The following is a 17,882-nucleotide window of genomic DNA, read 5'->3' on the forward strand; positions in this document are numbered from 1 at the left end:
TGTTTTTTAAAGTGTCGGAATTCTTTTTTCGTAATATTCTTCTGCAATCTCTTCGTAAAAAGCTGCTGTCGTTGTATAAAAATATGGAATCAGCCATAAAAATCCAATCCCTAATGTAATACAACTTAATATAAACCAACCAATAAAACTTAAACATAAAATGAAATACTCCATCTTATGTCCAGCCATCATACGACGACTTTCTGTAATAGCTTGATTTATTGAATACTCAGGATGATCATTTATAATAAAATACGTCATCGCATAAGAAAATGATTTAATAATGCCCGGAATAATAAATAGTAAGCACCATAAGAAAATATAAATGTTTACTACTATATATAATAAAAATGACTTTATAAACTTACTTCCTTCCGTAAACCATCTGAATATATGCCCAATACGCGCTTCTTTTTCACGAATTATATATAGTGCTAAACAATAACCACCTAGCGTTAATGGACCTACCATCAATATTGTAATAACATCTACTGAAAGTGAGTTATCTACTTCTTTCCAATCCCAAACCTGAGAGAAAATGAAATCAACACTAAAACTAAAAGCTGAAATAAGAATCGAAATAAGTAATGTTGCCCCAACAGCTAAGCCCCATTTTCCTTCTAGTGAATCTAGTGCTTCTCCTTTTAAATCACTAATCATAATTAGCCTCCAATACGTAATAATTCTATTAGTATAGCATGTTCCTACTGCAATTCACCTTTTGCAATATAGCGATAAAAATGTGCTGTCGTTGTACCTACATATGGACTAAGCCAAAGAACTCCTATTCCAAGAGTAAGAATTGCTAAAATAGCCCATCCTATGAAGCTAAGCCATAAAAGAAATAAATCTAGTTTATGCCCCTTCATAAAGTTCTTACTTTCTTTCATCACCTGTGAAACGCTATAATCTGGATTTTCAACCATAACATAATACGTCATCGCATAAGAAAAATACATCACAATCATTACAACAATCGAAATAGCTAATAGTACAAAGAAAGCAATTGTTAACGATACATTCCCTTCCTCACCAAAGAACGCGAATACACCTAGTAACAACATCGGAATCCACGTACCTGTATATAACAAAATCGCAAGCATAGCCCACATTGTTTTCATCATTCTTTTAAAGCCACGAAATCCTTCAAATAAATAATCTACTCTAGCATCTTCTCGTTTACTAATTTGTAGCAACACATTCGTATAACCGTATGATGTAATACCATAAGATGCATTACTCAAAATGATCATTATGCAATAAAAAATTCCAAATGTAATACCTGCCCCGACTGATATCGCTTCCTCTTCAATTGAACCTGCTAAACCAACAACTAAGAAAAATATAATAATTCCTGGAATTAAAAGTATAAGCATTGCAGCCATTGAAACAACATAACTTAAAATAATATGTAAAATCGTTGATCCAACACCTAGTCCCCATTTTCCCTTTAAAGAGTACAATGCTTCTCGTTTCATTTCACCGATCATTTGTTCATCTCCTTTATGAAATATAAATTGTTATATATTTTCTACTTATACAAACAACAATATAATTATACCAATTTTGTCAGTTTATTCTATCTATTAAATTGAGTTTCAGTTTCGACATTTAAATAAAACACATCTATGCATAACAAAAAACGAACCTGCAGTTCTTTTTATTTCTTGATTTTCACTTGGCATCGGGCAAAAAAAGGCTCTGACGGCTAAATGCTCTCTCCTACCTAAAGAGAGGCATTTTTTTCCCCTTTTTATTTATATCCATAACAAAAAATCCGTAAAGGCAAGAGCCCTTACGGATTTTTTTACTTCATATCTGAAACGTTTAAACGGTTCACAGCACGCTGCAAAGCCATTTCTGCACGTCTAAAGTCAACATGCGCTTGTTTATCTTGCATACGTTGCTCAGCGCGACGTTTCGATTCATTTGCACGATGGATATCGATATGGTTTGCTTCTTCAGCAGATGATGATAACACAGTTACTTTATCTGGACGAACTTCGATAAAGCCACCGCTTACTGCTACATAATCAGTGTGCCCACCATTTTTCAGACGGACCGCACTAATTTTTAAAGGTGCAACAGTTGGAATGTGACCTGGTAAGATCCCCATTTCCCCACTCTCTGCTTTTACGCTTACCATTTCTACTTCTTTTTCGTAAACCGGTCCATCAGGAGTTACAATACTGACTGGAAATGTCTTCATAATTCGTCCCTCCTAAGGCCTTACGCCATCATTTTCTTCGCGTTTTCAATAACTTCTTCAATGCTACCAACAAGACGGAACGCATCTTCTGGAAGGTCATCATATTTTCCTTCTAGAATTTCTTTGAAACCACTAACTGTATTTTTTACAGGTACGTAAGAACCTTTTTGACCTGTAAACTGTTCAGCTACGTGGAAGTTTTGTGATAAGAAGAATTGAATACGACGAGCACGATGTACAACTAACTTATCTTCTTCAGATAACTCATCCATACCTAAGATAGCGATGATATCTTGAAGCTCTTTATAACGCTGTAAAGTTTGCTGTACTTGACGAGCTACTCCATAATGCTCTTCTCCTACGATTTCTGGAGAAAGCGCACGAGATGTAGATGCTAATGGATCTACGGCTGGGTAAATACCCATTTGTGTTAAACGACGCTCTAAGTTTGTTGTTGCATCTAAGTGAGCGAACGTTGTAGCTGGTGCTGGATCCGTATAGTCATCGGCTGGTACGTATACCGCTTGGATAGACGTGATAGATCCTTTATTTGTAGATGTAATACGCTCTTGTAATTGACCCATTTCTGTTGCAAGTGTTGGCTGGTAACCTACCGCAGATGGCATACGACCAAGAAGGGCAGATACTTCAGAACCCGCTTGCGTGAAACGGAAGATGTTATCGATGAACAATAGTACGTCTTGTCCTTGCTCATCACGGAAATGTTCAGCCATTGTTAAACCTGTTAATGCAACACGTTGACGTGCTCCAGGTGGCTCGTTCATTTGTCCGAATACCATCGCAGTTTTCTTAATTACGCCAGAATCGCTCATTTCGTGGTATAAGTCGTTACCTTCACGAGTACGCTCACCTACACCAGCGAATACAGAGATACCACCGTGCTCTTGTGCGATGTTGTTAATTAATTCCTGAATTAATACTGTTTTACCTACACCGGCACCACCGAATAGACCGATCTTACCACCCTTAATGTAAGGAGCAAGTAAGTCTACTACTTTAATACCAGTTTCAAGAATTTCTACTTTAGTAGATAACTCTTCGAACGCAGGCGCTTGACGGTGAATTGGATCACGACGTACATCCGCAGGAACATCACCATCTAAGTCAATTGCATCACCTAATACGTTAAATACACGACCAAGTGTTACATCACCAACTGGTACAGAGATTGCTTTACCAGTATCTTCTACTTCTGTGCCACGAACAAGTCCATCTGTGGAAGACATTGCAACTGTACGAACTGTGTCATCACCTAAATGAAGTGCAACTTCAAATGTTAAGTTAATGCTTGCTCCGTTTTCGTTGCTTTGTTTTACCGTAAGGGCGTTGTAGATTTCTGGTAGCTTTCCGCCATCAAACTTAACGTCTACAACCGGACCCATGATTTGCGTAACGCGCCCTTTATTCATCGGGTTCCCTCCTAGCTTTCTTTTAATTAGCCAGCTTTCTAAGAGAAGTCGGCTTTTAATTTTTATTAGTTTATAGCTTACGCGACTCTCCTGTTCTGGACGAACCGCTTCCGCTTTTTATTGAATCTAGTTCCGGTGGCTAGAAGGGTCGGTCATTTCACCCCTTCCTACGAGGCAAAGAACGCCTCTTTGTCAGGAGTTCCAATACCCTCCCCTTCTGAGCAAGCCACCTACGCTTTTTAATACTATTCTAACGCTGCTACTCCACCAACGATTTCCGTAATTTCTTGCGTAATCGCTGCTTGACGCGCACGGTTGAATGAAAGTGTAAGTGAATCGATAACTTCCATTGCGTTGTCTGTAGCACTCTTCATTGCTGTCATACGCGCCGCGTGCTCACTTGCTTTACCGTCTAGTAATGCACCGTACACTAAGCTTTCTGCGTATTGTGGCAATAATACTTTTAAAATTTCTTCTTCAGAAGGTTCGAATTCATAAGCTGTCGTCGGTTTATCAGACGCCACATCCGTAAGCGGTAAAATTTTATTTTCCGTTACTTCTTGTGAAATTTTACTTACATAATGATTGTAGTAAATATACAGCTCATCATAAGCACCATCTGCGAACATCGCAATTGCTCGAGAAGCAATATCTTTAATATCAGTAAATGATGGGTGGTCAGATAATCCAACTACTTCATCAATAATGTTAAAGCCGCGACGTTTTAAATAATCACGTCCTAGTCGTCCAAGCACAATAATTGAATATTGGTTTGAATCCATATTATGACGTTCACGAATTACGTTACTTACTGTACGTAATACGTTACTGTTATAACCACCTGCTAGTCCGCGATCAGATGTAATAACGATGTACCCTGTACGCTTTACAGGACGCGCATTTAGCATTGGATGATTAATCCCTTTACTTCCTTGCGCAATGCTCGCTACTACTTCTTGAATCTTTTCCATATACGGAACGAAAGATTTAGCATTTTGTTCTGCACGGTTTAACTTAGATGCAGATACCATCTCCATCGCTTTCGTAATTTGACTCGTTTTCTTTGTCGAGTTAATCTTCGCTTTTATATCGCGTAAAGATGCCACAGGTTTTCACCACCTTTTTTCCGGAAGTTGGCACGATTAGTAAGAATCCTCTTCCTAATCTACGTTGCAAGATATTCTTGCTCATGATTGAAGGAAAAGAATAGGTGCACCTACTCTTTTCCTTTACATAACCGTCAGCAATCTCAAAGTTTGAGATGCCTTTATATTATCTAGCTCCAGCGGCTTGAATGCTCGGTGACTTCACTTCTTCCTACGAGGCAAAGACCGCCTCTTCGTCAGAAGCTCCATCCCCCTCACATTCAGAACGAGCCGCTTCCGCTTTTATTTATTATTCAGAAGCTACGAATACTTTTTTAAATCCGTTAATTGCTGCTGCAAATTTGTCGTCATCCGCAAGTTTCTTAGTTGTGCGAATTTCGCTTAATAAGTCAGTTGCATTTGAATCTAACCAAGCATGGAATTCTTCTTCGAAACGAGTGATATCTACTACTGGTATATCATCTAGGAATCCACGTGTTAAAGCGTAAAGAATGATAACTTGTTTCTCTACACGTAACGGTTTGTGTAATCCTTGTTTTAATACCTCAACTGTACGAGCACCACGGTTTAATTTCGCTTGTGTTGCTTTATCAAGGTCAGAACCGAACTGAGCGAACGCTTCTAACTCACGATAAGATGCAAGGTCAAGACGAAGTGTACCTGATACTTTACTCATCGCTTTAATCTGAGCTGATCCACCTACACGAGATACAGAAGTACCCGCATCGATTGCTGGACGTACGCCAGAGAAGAATAGGTCAGATTGTAAGAAGATTTGTCCATCCGTAATAGAAATTACGTTTGTTGGGATGTAAGCTGATACGTCCCCTGCTTGTGTTTCGATGAAAGGTAGTGCAGTTAAAGAACCGCCGCCTCTTGCATCACTTAATTTTGCTGCACGCTCTAATAAGCGAGAATGTAAGTAGAATACATCCCCTGGATATGCTTCACGACCTGGAGGACGACGTAATAGTAATGAAAGCTCACGGTAAGCCGCTGCTTGTTTTGATAAGTCATCATATACTACTAATACGTGTTTACCATTGTACATGAACTCTTCACCCATTGTTACACCAGCGTAAGGAGCTAGGTATAATAATGGAGCTGGTTGAGAAGCTGATGCAGTTACAACGATTGTGTAATCTAATGCACCGTGCTTACGTAGTGTTTCTACTACGTTACGTACTGTTGATTCTTTTTGTCCGATAGCTACATAGATACAAATCATATCTTCATCTTTTTGGTTAATGATCGTATCAAGTGCAACTGCTGTTTTACCTGTTTGGCGGTCACCGATGATTAACTCACGTTGACCACGGCCAATTGGTACAAGAGCATCGATCGCTTTAATACCTGTTTGAAGTGGCTCATGAACAGATTTACGATCCATTACACCTGGTGCTGGACTTTCGATTGGACGAGTGTTTGTTGTATTGATTGGGCCTAAACCATCAACTGGTTGACCTAATGGGTTTACAACACGACCGATTAGTTCTTTTCCTACTGGTACTTGCATGATGCGACCAGTACGACGAACTTCGTCACCTTCACGGATTTCTGTGTAAGGTCCTAAAATAATGATACCTACGTTGTTTTCCTCTAAGTTTTGTGCTAGTCCCATAACGCCATTAGAGAACTCTACAAGTTCACCAGCCATAACGTTATCAAGACCATGAGCACGCGCAATACCGTCACCAACTTGGATAACTGTACCAACATCACTAACTTCGATTTCAGACTGATAGTTCTCGATTTGTTGCTTTATCAGTGCGCTAATTTCTTCAGCTCTGATGCTCATGTGCTTCACCCCTATCTATTCTTCATTAATTCACGCTGAATACGTGCTAATTTTCCTTGTAAGCTTCCGTCGTAAATGCGATTTCCAATACGTACTTTAATGCCGCCTAGTAAATCTTCATCCACAACATTTTTCACGCGAATTGCATCTTTTCCTGTTTTTTTTGCAAATGCTTCTGCAATGTTAAGTTTTTCTTCTTCCGATAGAAGACGAATAGAATATACAGTTGCATCCGCTACGTTACGTTCTTCATTAGCAAGAACAACATATTCATTTGCAATTTCAGGTAGGATATCAATACGCTTGTTATCAATTAAAATATATAACGTATTTAAAATAGATTCAGAAACAGATGCGAATACGTTTGCAAGAAACGTTTTCTTCTGCTCTTTTGAAATGTTCGGTTGCGTTAAAAAGCTATGTAGTTCTCCGTTCTTTGTAAAAACGTTTTGTACAAGGCGTAATTCCTCTTCAAACATTTCTAATACGTGTTTTTCTTTTGCAATTTTGAAAAGAGCGACAGCATAACGTTTTGCTACAATCCCATTGCTCATCGCGCTTCTCCTACTTCTTTAATATAATCGCGAATTAACTTCACTTGATCTTCTTCTTTTAATTCTTTTTCAATTACTTTAGAAGCAATATGAACAGATAAAGAAGCAACTTGTTCTTGTAAAGCAGCAATCGCTTGCTCTTTTTCGCGTTGAATTTCTTGTACAGCAGATGTTTTAATTGATTCTGCTTCTTCTTTCGCAGCAGCAACAATAACATCCTTTTGATCTACAGCTTGTTTCTTCGCTCTTTCGATTAACTCTTGTGCTTCAACACGCGATTGTTTTAACATTTCACGTTGTTCTTCTACTAATTTCTTCGCTTCAGCATTACTTCTTTCTGCAGCGTCGATTTCATTAGTAACATGCTCTTCACGTTCTTTCATAATTCCCATTAAAGGACCCCACGCGAATTTGCGTAGCATTACTAATAGAAGTAAGAAAATGAACAATGTATAAGCAATCGTTCCAAATGGAATGGAAGCCCCTAATAATAAAGTTGGCACAAGGATTCACTCCCTTCAAAATATCTAAATTGATCATATGAAAAAAAAAGACATACGTTTCGTTCATAAAGCAATGGCGAAGAAAGTTCGGAAAAACACTCTTCGCCATCTATGTAAGGGGAGTCTCCCTTATTTGTTCATTACGATGAAAGCAATAACTACACCGATAATTGGAAGTGCCTCAACTAATGCAACCCCGATGAACATAATTGTTTGAAGTGCGCCTTTTAATTCTGGTTGACGAGCAACACCTTCGATTGTACGTGATACGATAAGACCGTTACCAATACCTGCACCTAATGCTGATAAACCAATTGCAATTGCAGCTGCGATTACACCTAAACTCATTTAATTTGTCCTCCTTTGTATTATAAAAAAATAAATTTTTTCTTACTTAAATTATATTAATGGTCATGGCTTACTTTATGAGCCATATAAACCATCGTTAACATTACGAAAATAAATGACTGGATTGAACCAACGAATACGCTGAATCCCATCCATGCTAACATCGGTACAAGTGCACCTAATGCTCCTAAGAATGATGCCCCGCCTAACTTAGCAAGTAATCCTAATAAGATTTCACCTGCGTAAATGTTACCAAATAAACGAAGACCTAACGTTAATGTGTTAGCAAACTCCTCAATAACCTTTAATGGGAATAAGAATTTCATAGGTTGGAAATAACCTTTAACATATTCTTTCGTACCCTTCATCTTAATTCCATAATAATGGGTGAGGGTAACTACCATCACGGCTAATGTTAATGCAACTGCTGGATCAGACGTTGGTGATCTCCACCATGCAATATGTTCGCCAGCCTCAACTGTTGAATACATGAATGGTAAACCAAGGAAGTTCGATACGATGATAAACATGATAAGCGTAACGCCAAGCGTTAAGAAACGTCCACCTGTTTTCCAATCCATCGTACTATTGATAATCCCTTTCACGAAGTCAAACACCCATTCCATGAAATTTTGCATCCCGGTTGGGCGAAGCGCTAAGCTGCGAGTTCCGATAACAGCGATTAAGAAAACAATAACTGCTGCTACAGTAACCATCATAACTGATGACAAATCGAACGTTAAACCTAGAAATTCAACTAATTTACCGTGTTCCACTAGTAATTCACCTCTCTTCCCTGCTCGTATACTCTAAATAAAGAAAATCTATGATCATGACAAGGTATCCTGTCAGCAATCCTACACCTAAGCCCCACATCGCAATTAACTCTTGATATTTGGCTGCAAATAAAATTAATAACCCAATCGTGGCGAATCTTGAATATGTACTTACCGCTGTCGCCTTAAACTTCACGTTTTCTCCATTTGTTACGCGATCTAATAGCTTGTCTGTTCTACGTGCAATGATGCGCAAACTAAGAAAACTGAAAATCGTTCCGATAATCAGCCCAAGAAATACATCCTTGTAAGAGGTAATTCCCCATCCTAGCACTAGAAGCGCAAGCAAGTAGTACATATATTTCTTTTGTCGTTGGACAAGTCCATGTACGTCTATCATCATTGCTCTCCCGAATAGTAATGTTGAATGAGTCGAATCATTGCGTATACCCCTGTTCCTAACCCGAGTAATAACCCTATAATAAGAAACAACGGAAACGTTCCAACCTTATTATCAATCCATTGCCCACCAAAGATTCCGATAAGAATAGAACCAACTAACTGAGCAAGTATTCCTGACATTAAAGCATACGCTTTTATATGGCTGCGATCGTTTTTTTGCAAGGATTCATCCCTCCAATATGTAACCCTCATTCACGATGTGTTAATAATAACTCATTTTTCTGCATAAATTCTATACAAAATAAAAAGTTTACATTTTCGTCACGGAATAGATGCATTTTTGTCACTGAAAGCCCTACCATCTATCCCCGTTGTTAGCATACAATAGGGTATTAACAGTGTCAACGAGAAATCGTAAAAAATCAAAAAATTTGAGTATTAGGCATTTCCTCCCAAAAATGAAAACGTTCCCCTTCTAAATACTGGTTAGAGATATGCAATTTCTAACAGTTTTCTCTTTATAATAGAAGAAAATGTTCACAAGTTTGTCACTATTATATTTTTAAGATATAGCGCTTTTCTTCCATAATATAGTGTCCCCGAGACGTAAGACTTCTATATTATATGTGATGTGTATATAACTTATGTTGTATATACCCTGTATATTTATCTCCCCCTCCCCCGTGCGCTGAGGGCGAAAAAAAACGAGCGGGGAATCCCCCTCTCGTCTGTTGTCTTACTTCGTTCCGAATAAACGGTCACCAGCATCACCAAGACCTGGAACTACATAACCATGGTCATTTAACTTCTCATCTAATGCCGCTACATAAATATCAACATCAGGATGCTCTTCCTGCACTACTTTTACTCCTTCTGGAGCAGCTACGATACACATTAATTTAATTTGCTTTGCACCGCGCTTTTTCAGAGAATTAATTGCTTCAGCCGCAGAACCACCTGTTGCTAGCATCGGATCTAGTACGATAAAGTCACGCTCTTCTACATCCGTTGGAAGTTTCACATAGTATTCTACCGGTTGCAATGTTTCAGGGTCACGGTATAAACCAACGTGTCCTACTTTTGCTGCTGGAATTAATTTCAGAATTCCATCAACCATTCCTAAACCTGCACGTAAAATCGGAATTAAACCAAGTTTTTTACCAGCGATCACTTTTGTTGTCGCTTTGCTTACAGGCGTTTCAATTTCAATGTCTTCAAGTGGAAGGTCACGAGTAATCTCGAAAGCCATTAAGCTTGCTACTTCGTCCACTAATTCACGAAAATCTTTCGTACCTGTATTCTTATCGCGAATATATGTAATCTTATGTTGAATTAACGGGTGATCAAATACATACAGTTTTCCCATGTGAATCTCTCCTTTAGATGATATTCATGCGTTTACACGCTTCTTTACACTATTTACGATTGTAAAGAAAACGCTACTAATATTCAAGGGCAAATTTGGCAAAATCATGATTTTGCGATGAATCTATCTAGTATCTTTACCAATTATGGGAGCTGTATCCTTCATTATATCGCCAAAATTTATTCATCATTTGTATACATACTTTTAAAATAATATATGTCCACAAAAAAGACTGCCAAAACAATTACGTTTCAGCAGTCTTTTTCAATCTATTATAGATCTGTATACATTGGGAATTTGCTCGTTAACGCTTCTACACGCTTACTTGCTTCTTCTAATGCAACTTCATTCTCATGATTTTTTAATGTATAAGCAATAAGTGCCGCAATTTCATCCATTTCTTCTAAACCGAAACCACGAGATGTTACAGCTGCTGTACCGATACGTACGCCGCTTGTTACAAATGGGCTTGCTGTTTCAAATGGAATTGTATTTTTGTTCACTGTAATACCAACTTCATCTAATACGTGCTCTGCTACTTTACCTGTAATTTCTAAGTTACGAACATCAATCAAGATTAAATGATTGTCTGTTCCACCAGAAACAAGTGTAAGTCCTTCTTTTTGAAGACCTTCAGCTAAGCGGTTCGCATTATTAATGATATGTTGTGCATATGTTTTAAACTCATCTTGTAGTGTCTCACCAAATGCAACAGCTTTTGCAGCAATTACGTGCATAAGTGGGCCACCTTGAATACCAGGGAAGATTGATTTATCAATTTGTTTTGCAAATTGCTCTTCACATAAAATCATACCGCCACGTGGACCACGTAATGTTTTATGTGTTGTCGTTGTAACGAAATGTGCATGTGGTACTGGGTTTGGATGTAAACCAGCAGCTACTAAACCAGCGATATGTGCCATATCAACCATAAAGTATGCACCCACTTCATCTGCAATCTCACGGAATCGTTTGAAATCGATAACACGAGGATATGCACTTGCACCTGCAACGATTAATTTTGGTTTATGTTCTTTCGCTTTTGCTAATACATCATCATAATTAATACGGTGAGATTCAGCATCCACGCCATATTCTACGAAATTATATTGTACTCCACTGAAGTTAACAGGGCTTCCGTGTGTTAAGTGACCACCATGAGATAAATTCATACCAAGTACTGTATCGCCTTGCTCTAAAATCGTAAAGTATACTGCCATGTTCGCTTGTGCACCAGAATGTGGTTGAACATTTACATGCTCTGCGCCAAAAATTTCTTTCGCGCGATCACGTGCGATATCTTCTACTACGTCTACGTGTTCACAACCACCATAGTAACGTTTTCCAGGATATCCTTCAGCATACTTATTCGTTAAAACAGAACCTTGCGCCTCCATTACTGCTTCACTTACGAAGTTTTCCGAAGCAATTAACTCGATCTTTGAACGCTGTCTTCCTAGTTCTGCCTCAATTGCAGCAAATACCTTTTCATCTTGACGTTTTAAATGATTCACCAAAATCCCCCTTTTCTGAACGAATTACATCAATTCCCAATAGTTTTTTCTCATTTATTCAGAAAAAACGAAAATTCAGGTTGTAATTCTTTCGAACCTTCATGTTTTCAACTACATTCTAACATGACTTTCTATATCATAAAAGAAAAAAAAAGACCAAAATTGGTCTTTTCTTTCTTCTATTATAAAGTCAGACCACATACCTTTTACCTTTCGATATACAGCTGTTATAAGACTTTATAATTTTTCATGTTTAACGGCAAGGAATAGCTTCTTCATTTGCCGCATAAACGGCACGTGCTCCACCTATTAGTTTCCCACGTGTTTTCGCCATCGTTACATGCGCACTTCCTATTTCCTTCACACTTGTACGAACCGGTACAGCTACATGCTTTAAATGCATACCGATAAATGTATCGCCGATATCCATTCCTGCATCTGCTTTAATAAACTCAATTACTACCGGATCTTTAAAATTGTGATACGCATACGTCGCTAATGCACCACCTGCTGATCTAACAGGCGTAACTGTTACAATTTCAAATTGATATTTCATCGCTACATCTCTCTCAACTACTAAAGCACGATTTAAATGCTCACAACATTGAAACGCCAATTCAATACCTGTTCTCTCTTGAAATTGTTTTAACTCAGAAAAAATCGCCTCTGCCACTTCCATCGTTCCTGATGTTCCAATTCTTTCACCTAGCACTTCGCTCGTGCTACACCCCACTACAAAAATTTGACCACTTTGCAGCGTGGCTTGTTCTTGGAAATCAGAAAGCGACATTTGTAGCTGTTCTCTTACCTTTACGATTTCTGTCATTACGCCTCTTCCTTTCACAGGTTGGTTCACCAAATTATATTTCATACTACTTATAGTTAGAATCTATTACTTTGTTTCGTACGTTTTAATTTTTCCTACTCGGTTTTCGTGACGGCCACCTTCATAGTCAGTTGTTAGCCAAATTTTCGCGATATCACGCGCTAGACCAGCTCCAATTACACGCTCGCCCATCGCTAACATGTTAGTGTCATTATGCTCTCTCGTCGCTTTCGCACTGAAAGTATCATGAACTAATGCACAACGAATACCATTTACTTTGTTTGCTGCGATTGACATACCAATGCCTGTCCCGCAAACTAAAATACCACGATCCACTTCACCATTCGCGACCATTTCTGCTGCTGGAAACGCAAAATCAGGGTAATCAACAGAACCAGCTTCACATTCACAACCTAAATCAATATATTCAATATTTAACTCTTCTAATAAACTTACAAGTTCTTTACGGATATTCATACCGCCGTGATCAGATGCTACTACTACTTTCATTTTTACCCCTCCGAAGTTTCAATCAATTATCTTCATTTCACACTCGCTACCTTAATGGAACAAAGTGATCTCCAATATCGTATTATACACGAAACATCAACCTTCTGAATGTTTTTTCAGTAAAGTTTGTACAAGTTTTTCCATCTCTTCTAACGTTTCTTTATAAATAGAAAGCGATCCGCCAAATGGATCTGAAATATCCTTACTTACACCCTCAGTTAATCCATATAATGTATCCAATTTCTTTTCCACGCTCGGATAATACCCAAGTACAATTTGCTTATGGTTTTCCGTCATTGTTACTACAATATCCGCCCAATCAACCAAAGTATCGTTTACCTGCTGCGCGGCATGATCGATTACAATTCCTTTTTCAGCTAAAGCTTCCTTTGCATGTATCGACACATCGCTTCCAGGATAGGCGAAAACACCAGCAGATTGCACTTCAAATTTACCTTCTCCATAATGACGAAGCAAAGCCTCAGCCATCGGACTACGGCATGTATTTCCAGTGCAAACAAATAACACCCGTTTCATCTAAACCCACCCCTTTTTTTCTGTTTCCTACATTTATCCCGATTGGTGAAGGCTAATAATCAGCGGGGGATGAACACCCTCCACTCATTAAAGTTTCACTTTATCATAGCGTACATTAGAATAGAACAAAAGGAATGTGAATATACGAAAGGCGCATTTCTCTTATATTTTTTCTAAGAAAAATGCGCCTTATCCACATATATGAAACCCTATTTCCAAGTGCCCAAAGTATTTTACCATACATAATGAACACACTACGAAACAAAATAAGGAATCCATTTCATATGAAACGGATTCCTTCTATCAAATAATTATTTCATTGTAACTTTCATTACTTCTGTTGAACCTTTTGTAGCTGTTACACCTACAGTTGTCTTAATAGACTCAGCTGCATCTGTGTTTGTAATAACGATTGGAGTAATTGTGCTTTTCGCTTTTTCACGAATTAATTCTAAGTCGAATGAGATTAATTTATCTCCAGCTTTTACAGCTTGTCCTTCAGAAACGTGAGCTTCGAAACCTTCACCTTCCATTTTTACAGTTTCTAATCCAACGTGGATTAAAATTTCTGTACCGTTTTTCGCTTTAATTCCAATAGCATGTTTCGTGTGGAATAATTGTACGATTTCACCATCAACTGGAGATACAACTACACCTTCAGTAGGATCGATCGCAACACCGTCACCCATCATACGACCAGCGAATACTGGATCTGGTACTTCTTCAATATTTTTCACTGCTCCAGTTAATGGAGCTACGATTGTTTCTTCATTTGTTTTTGAACCAAAACCGAATAATTTTTTAAACATAGGATAGTCCTCCTTATAATTTACCTAAAAGTTTATAGGGCAATCTCTATTCAAGATCGAAATACACGTAAGACTTCATACTTCGAATGTTATACTGTAAAAACTCTTTCGAAATAAATCATGTCATTACTACTAGACTCTTATTGTAGCGCTTCACAAAATTCCAGTCAATTCTGATTGTCTGAATAACAATGAGAAGTTAACTTCTACTTATATTTTCTCTTTTTTTCACTTACTTGTCTAGAGGTCTTTACTACATTTTATTTTTTGTTGTTAATTTGTAAAATTCCTTTCAAATTTTTGTTAAAATCCACTTGACTAAAGTAAGTAACTATTTTATTATTACTTACATAAGATAAGTTAATAACTTTTAGGAGGTTTTTTAAAATGATGGATATCGGTCTTCTTATTATTCGTCTTATTATAGGAATTACATTCATGGGTCATGGTGCTCAAAAATTATTTGGTTGGTTCGGCGGTTACGGCTTAAAGGGAACTGGCGGCTGGATGGAGTCAATCGGCTTACGTCCTGGTGTATTTATGGCATTTATGGCTGGCGCAACTGAACTATTAGGTGGTTTCTTATTCGCAGCAGGTATTTTCACTGTAGTTGGTTCTTTATTTATCGTAGGAACAATGTTAGTAGCAATTTTCACAGTTCACGGAAAAAATGGTTACTGGGTAACACAAAACGGATTCGAATATAATTTAATGTTAATCGCTGTCGCTATCGGTGTAGCTTTAATTGGACCTGGCGCTTACGTTTTACTTTAATATTTATCTCTATTTCAAGATATTTACCAAAAAAGAGATTACTTCAGTACAATCGAGGTAATCTCTTTTTTTTACATCATCAAAAAAATATTATTTTCAGCAGGAGATTCCCATTGATATCTTGTAAAGGAACAATAAGTATTCATATTTAGAAAGGGGATTACAACATGTTATCCATTAATCCAAACGAACAAACCGAAAAAGATAATTACAAATTACTAACAGGAAGTATCATTCCACGTCCTGTTGCATTCGTTACTTCTGTAACTAAAGATGGCGTATTGAACGGTGCGCCATATAGTTATTTCAATATCGTCGCTGCCAATCCACCACTTATCTCAGTTTCAGTACAACGCAAAGAAGGAAAACCGAAAGACACTTCCAGAAACGCAATAGAAAAAGGGGAATTTGTCGTACATATTTCTGATGAATCTTACGTAGAAGCGATCAACGAAACAGCAGCGAACCTACCTCCTAATGAAAGTGAAATCGAATTAGCAAAACTAACACCGATTGACAGTGATGTCATTTCAGTACCAGGGGTTAAAGAAGCAAACATTCGAATGGAGTGCATATTAGAACGCGCTATCCCACTCGGCGGAACCGAAGACTCGCCAGCTTGTGACCTACTAATCGGCCGCGTCGTTCGCTTTCACGTCGCTGAACACTTATACGAAAACGGTCGAATTCACGCCGAAGAACTAAAACCAATAAGCCGCCTAGCAGGACACAACTACGCAAAACTAGGAGAACAATTTGAATTAGTGAGGCCTATCTAAAAGTGGAGGCGACTCGTTCAGCTCTGACCAGCTAAGGTTCTTTCGTCCTAAAGGCGCTTTTTGCCTTTAGGGCGGAAGGTTCTTAGATGCGAAGAGCTAGTCGCCGGAACTGGATATCACACCCTAAAGGCGGAAGCGGCTCGCTCAGAATGAGAGGGGGATGGAGCTTCTGACGTAGAGGCGCTTTTTGCCTCGCAGGAAGACGCGAAGCCACCGACCATTCTAGCCGCTGGAGCTGGATACATTTAAAGGCGGAAGCGGCTCGCTCAGAATGAGAGGGGGATGGAGCTTCTGACGTAGAGGCGCTTTTTGCCTCGCAAGAAGGCGCGAAGCCACCGACCATTCTAGCCGCTGGAGCTGGATACATTTAAAAGCGGAACCGACTGCCCAGGCCCGGTGGCTAAGGTTCTTCCTCACAGAAGATGCTTTTTATCTTCTCGTGGGGAAGGTTCTTAGCTGGCCACTGGAACTGGATATATCCCCTAAAAGCGCAAGGGGCCCGTTCACTTCCATAACCTAAACATAACCCCCGCTGAAAGCGGGGAATTTTTTATCGTAATTCTTCGTTCTTCTCCTCTAATGACGGGAATTTCTCTTTTTTAGATCTACTAAGCTTTATTACAAAGAAATATAAGGAAAGTAACGTAATAAGGAAAACAATTAAAAACGGATACGGAGAATAAAAAGTACGCGCCGCCTCCGATTTTCCTGCAACAAACTTCAATGACTCAATATCTAAAAACTCAGCAAACATTTGTACACCGAGCATACTGAACCAAAAAACAAAAAAACTAATAATAATACCAAAAACTTGCTTTAATCTCGTCATTCATCTCATCCTTTCTATATTTGTAATTTTTTAGTGTGATCAATATAGTACAAACGAAACTATGCACAGAAAGGAACTATCTCACCATTCACGAATTAACTTAATCCAACCTAACATCGAAATTTGCAAAATAACACCCAATATTATAAGTCTTCTTAGCCATCGAGGAAAGAAGGTTAAAAGCTTAACATACCATTCCAATAGCTTGTTCATAATTCCCTCCTACATAAAATTATATAGGAAAAAGGAGATACAATCCAAACCCAACAAGAATAATACCACCTACTATTTCACCGTATGTGCCAAGTATATTTTTGGCATGGCTACCAAGCAATAAACCCATCCAAGCCAGTAACATACTTATTAGTCCGAACAATAATATCGTAATAATTGTCTCTGCTCCGTAAATTCCAAGACTAAGACCTACTGAAAAACTATCTATACTGACACCAAATGCAAATACAAATAAACTAATTCCAATTGGAGCAGTTCTAGTCTCTTCCCCTTCTAAAATAGACGAATATACGATATAGAACCCTAGCCCAATTAATAAAATAGCTCCTGCAAAATTTGCGACATCCCCATACCTCTCTGATAGAAAACGTCCTAGTACCATTCCGATAAATGGCATAATAATATGAAATATCCCAATCGTCATACCTATATAAAGGATTTGTCTTAACTTTAATGTTACCATCCCCATACCGAGGCTCACTGAAAATGCATCCATCCCCAGGGCAAATGCCATAATTATTAAAGGTATTAATTGTTCAAGTGTCATTCATATCCCCCCTCGGACGTGCTACTTCACA

General features: G+C 38.3%; 24 protein-coding genes. 2 read left to right on the top strand and 22 right to left on the bottom strand.

All coding sequences use genetic code 11. The features are described from left to right. Positions 1 to 6: 6 nt before the first annotated feature. From NSQ69_RS26190 to NSQ69_RS26280, 19 genes are all read right to left on the bottom strand, one after another. Complete coding sequence (locus NSQ69_RS26190) at positions 7 to 660, bottom strand: DUF975 family protein (protein WP_002016276.1); 654 nt, start codon at positions 658 to 660, stop codon at positions 7 to 9. A 44-nt stretch (positions 661 to 704) separates the two neighbouring features. Next, positions 705 to 1,490, bottom strand: coding sequence for a DUF975 family protein (locus tag NSQ69_RS26195; RefSeq protein WP_341099835.1), 786 nt, complete (start codon positions 1,488 to 1,490; stop codon positions 705 to 707). Positions 1,491 to 1,807: 317 nt separating this feature from the next. Next, a complete protein-coding gene (gene atpC / locus NSQ69_RS26200; RefSeq protein WP_002016279.1) occupies positions 1,808 to 2,209 on the bottom strand; it encodes a F0F1 ATP synthase subunit epsilon in 402 nt (133 codons plus the stop codon). A 20-nt stretch (positions 2,210 to 2,229) separates the two neighbouring features. Beyond that, positions 2,230 to 3,639 carry a F0F1 ATP synthase subunit beta gene (atpD, locus tag NSQ69_RS26205; protein WP_002016281.1) on the bottom strand — a complete coding sequence of 470 codons (1,410 nt, stop codon included), beginning with the start codon at positions 3,637 to 3,639 and terminating at the stop codon, positions 2,230 to 2,232. A gap of 245 nt (positions 3,640 to 3,884) precedes the next feature. Then, the gene (gene atpG / locus NSQ69_RS26210; protein ID WP_002016283.1) at positions 3,885 to 4,745 is read right to left on the bottom strand and encodes a F0F1 ATP synthase subunit gamma; all 861 of its coding nucleotides are present in this window, start codon (positions 4,743 to 4,745) and stop codon (positions 3,885 to 3,887) included. A 289-nt stretch (positions 4,746 to 5,034) separates the two neighbouring features. Further along, positions 5,035 to 6,543: a F0F1 ATP synthase subunit alpha gene (gene atpA, locus NSQ69_RS26215; protein ID WP_002016284.1), complete on the bottom strand. Its 1,509-nt coding sequence runs from the start codon at positions 6,541 to 6,543 to the stop codon at positions 5,035 to 5,037. 11 nt (positions 6,544 to 6,554) lie between these two features. Continuing rightward, on the bottom strand, positions 6,555 to 7,097 hold the full coding sequence (atpH, locus tag NSQ69_RS26220) for a F0F1 ATP synthase subunit delta (RefSeq protein ID WP_002130060.1): 543 nt from the start codon (positions 7,095 to 7,097) through the stop codon (positions 6,555 to 6,557). Beyond that, positions 7,094 to 7,600 carry a F0F1 ATP synthase subunit B gene (gene atpF, locus NSQ69_RS26225; RefSeq protein WP_002016287.1) on the bottom strand — a complete coding sequence of 169 codons (507 nt, stop codon included), beginning with the start codon at positions 7,598 to 7,600 and terminating at the stop codon, positions 7,094 to 7,096. Before atpF ends, atpH begins: the two co-directional genes overlap by 4 nt. Positions 7,601 to 7,729: 129 nt before the next feature. Beyond that, complete coding sequence (atpE, locus tag NSQ69_RS26230) at positions 7,730 to 7,948, bottom strand: F0F1 ATP synthase subunit C (protein ID WP_000052064.1); 219 nt, start codon at positions 7,946 to 7,948, stop codon at positions 7,730 to 7,732. 56 nt (positions 7,949 to 8,004) lie between these two features. Further along, positions 8,005 to 8,724 (bottom strand): F0F1 ATP synthase subunit A, encoded by a 720-nt coding sequence (atpB, locus tag NSQ69_RS26235; protein ID WP_000399874.1) that lies wholly within the window; start codon positions 8,722 to 8,724, stop codon positions 8,005 to 8,007. A gap of 7 nt (positions 8,725 to 8,731) precedes the next feature. After that, positions 8,732 to 9,124 (bottom strand): ATP synthase subunit I, encoded by a 393-nt coding sequence (locus NSQ69_RS26240; RefSeq protein WP_002016288.1) that lies wholly within the window; start codon positions 9,122 to 9,124, stop codon positions 8,732 to 8,734. Further along, positions 9,124 to 9,348 (bottom strand): AtpZ/AtpI family protein, encoded by a 225-nt coding sequence (locus NSQ69_RS26245; RefSeq protein ID WP_002089742.1) that lies wholly within the window; start codon positions 9,346 to 9,348, stop codon positions 9,124 to 9,126. Before NSQ69_RS26245 ends, NSQ69_RS26240 begins: the two co-directional genes overlap by 1 nt. Before the next feature lie 26 nt (positions 9,349 to 9,374). Further along, a complete protein-coding gene (locus tag NSQ69_RS26250) occupies positions 9,375 to 9,488 on the bottom strand; it encodes a DUF4024 domain-containing protein (protein WP_000232963.1) in 114 nt (37 codons plus the stop codon). A 374-nt stretch (positions 9,489 to 9,862) separates the two neighbouring features. Beyond that, entirely contained in the window at positions 9,863 to 10,492 is a 630-nt protein-coding gene (gene upp, locus NSQ69_RS26255) for a uracil phosphoribosyltransferase (protein WP_002034907.1), read from the bottom strand. A gap of 272 nt (positions 10,493 to 10,764) precedes the next feature. Further along, complete coding sequence (gene glyA / locus NSQ69_RS26260; RefSeq protein ID WP_002016291.1) at positions 10,765 to 12,006, bottom strand: serine hydroxymethyltransferase; 1,242 nt, start codon at positions 12,004 to 12,006, stop codon at positions 10,765 to 10,767. Positions 12,007 to 12,259: 253 nt separating this feature from the next. After that, positions 12,260 to 12,832 (bottom strand): TIGR01440 family protein, encoded by a 573-nt coding sequence (locus tag NSQ69_RS26265; RefSeq protein WP_002130064.1) that lies wholly within the window; start codon positions 12,830 to 12,832, stop codon positions 12,260 to 12,262. A gap of 66 nt (positions 12,833 to 12,898) precedes the next feature. Next, positions 12,899 to 13,342, bottom strand: a complete 444-nt coding sequence (rpiB, locus tag NSQ69_RS26270; protein ID WP_000869917.1) for a ribose 5-phosphate isomerase B — start codon at positions 13,340 to 13,342, stop codon at positions 12,899 to 12,901. A 96-nt stretch (positions 13,343 to 13,438) separates the two neighbouring features. After that, entirely contained in the window at positions 13,439 to 13,879 is a 441-nt protein-coding gene (locus NSQ69_RS26275; protein WP_002130066.1) for a low molecular weight protein arginine phosphatase, read from the bottom strand. Positions 13,880 to 14,190: 311 nt separating this feature from the next. Then, positions 14,191 to 14,688, bottom strand: a complete 498-nt coding sequence (locus NSQ69_RS26280; protein ID WP_002016294.1) for a PTS sugar transporter subunit IIA — start codon at positions 14,686 to 14,688, stop codon at positions 14,191 to 14,193. A gap of 387 nt (positions 14,689 to 15,075) precedes the next feature. On the opposite strand from NSQ69_RS26280, the gene NSQ69_RS26285 reads away from it, so the two are divergent. Together NSQ69_RS26285 and NSQ69_RS26290 are read left to right on the top strand one after the other, a co-directional pair. Beyond that, the gene (locus tag NSQ69_RS26285; protein ID WP_002068579.1) at positions 15,076 to 15,462 is read left to right on the top strand and encodes a DoxX family protein; all 387 of its coding nucleotides are present in this window, start codon (positions 15,076 to 15,078) and stop codon (positions 15,460 to 15,462) included. A 167-nt stretch (positions 15,463 to 15,629) separates the two neighbouring features. Continuing rightward, positions 15,630 to 16,241, top strand: coding sequence for a flavin reductase family protein (locus NSQ69_RS26290; protein WP_002034901.1), 612 nt, complete (start codon positions 15,630 to 15,632; stop codon positions 16,239 to 16,241). Between the two features lie 550 nt (positions 16,242 to 16,791). Here NSQ69_RS26290 and NSQ69_RS26295 read toward each other — a convergent pair. The 3 genes from NSQ69_RS26295 to NSQ69_RS26305 all read right to left on the bottom strand — a co-directional run bounded on the left by NSQ69_RS26295 (position 16,792) and on the right by NSQ69_RS26305 (position 17,851). Beyond that, the gene (locus tag NSQ69_RS26295) at positions 16,792 to 17,070 is read right to left on the bottom strand and encodes a DUF3935 domain-containing protein (protein WP_002016297.1); all 279 of its coding nucleotides are present in this window, start codon (positions 17,068 to 17,070) and stop codon (positions 16,792 to 16,794) included. An 81-nt stretch (positions 17,071 to 17,151) separates the two neighbouring features. Continuing rightward, positions 17,152 to 17,283 carry a hypothetical protein gene (locus NSQ69_RS26300; protein ID WP_002139014.1) on the bottom strand — a complete coding sequence of 44 codons (132 nt, stop codon included), beginning with the start codon at positions 17,281 to 17,283 and terminating at the stop codon, positions 17,152 to 17,154. A gap of 19 nt (positions 17,284 to 17,302) precedes the next feature. Then, positions 17,303 to 17,851 carry a manganese efflux pump MntP gene (locus NSQ69_RS26305; protein WP_002016298.1) on the bottom strand — a complete coding sequence of 183 codons (549 nt, stop codon included), beginning with the start codon at positions 17,849 to 17,851 and terminating at the stop codon, positions 17,303 to 17,305. Between the last annotated feature and the right edge of the window lie 31 nt (positions 17,852 to 17,882).

This window comes from Bacillus sp. FSL R10-2201, from assembly GCF_038008665.1.
Lineage (GTDB): Bacteria > Bacillota > Bacilli > Bacillales > Bacillaceae_G > Bacillus_A > Bacillus_A mycoides.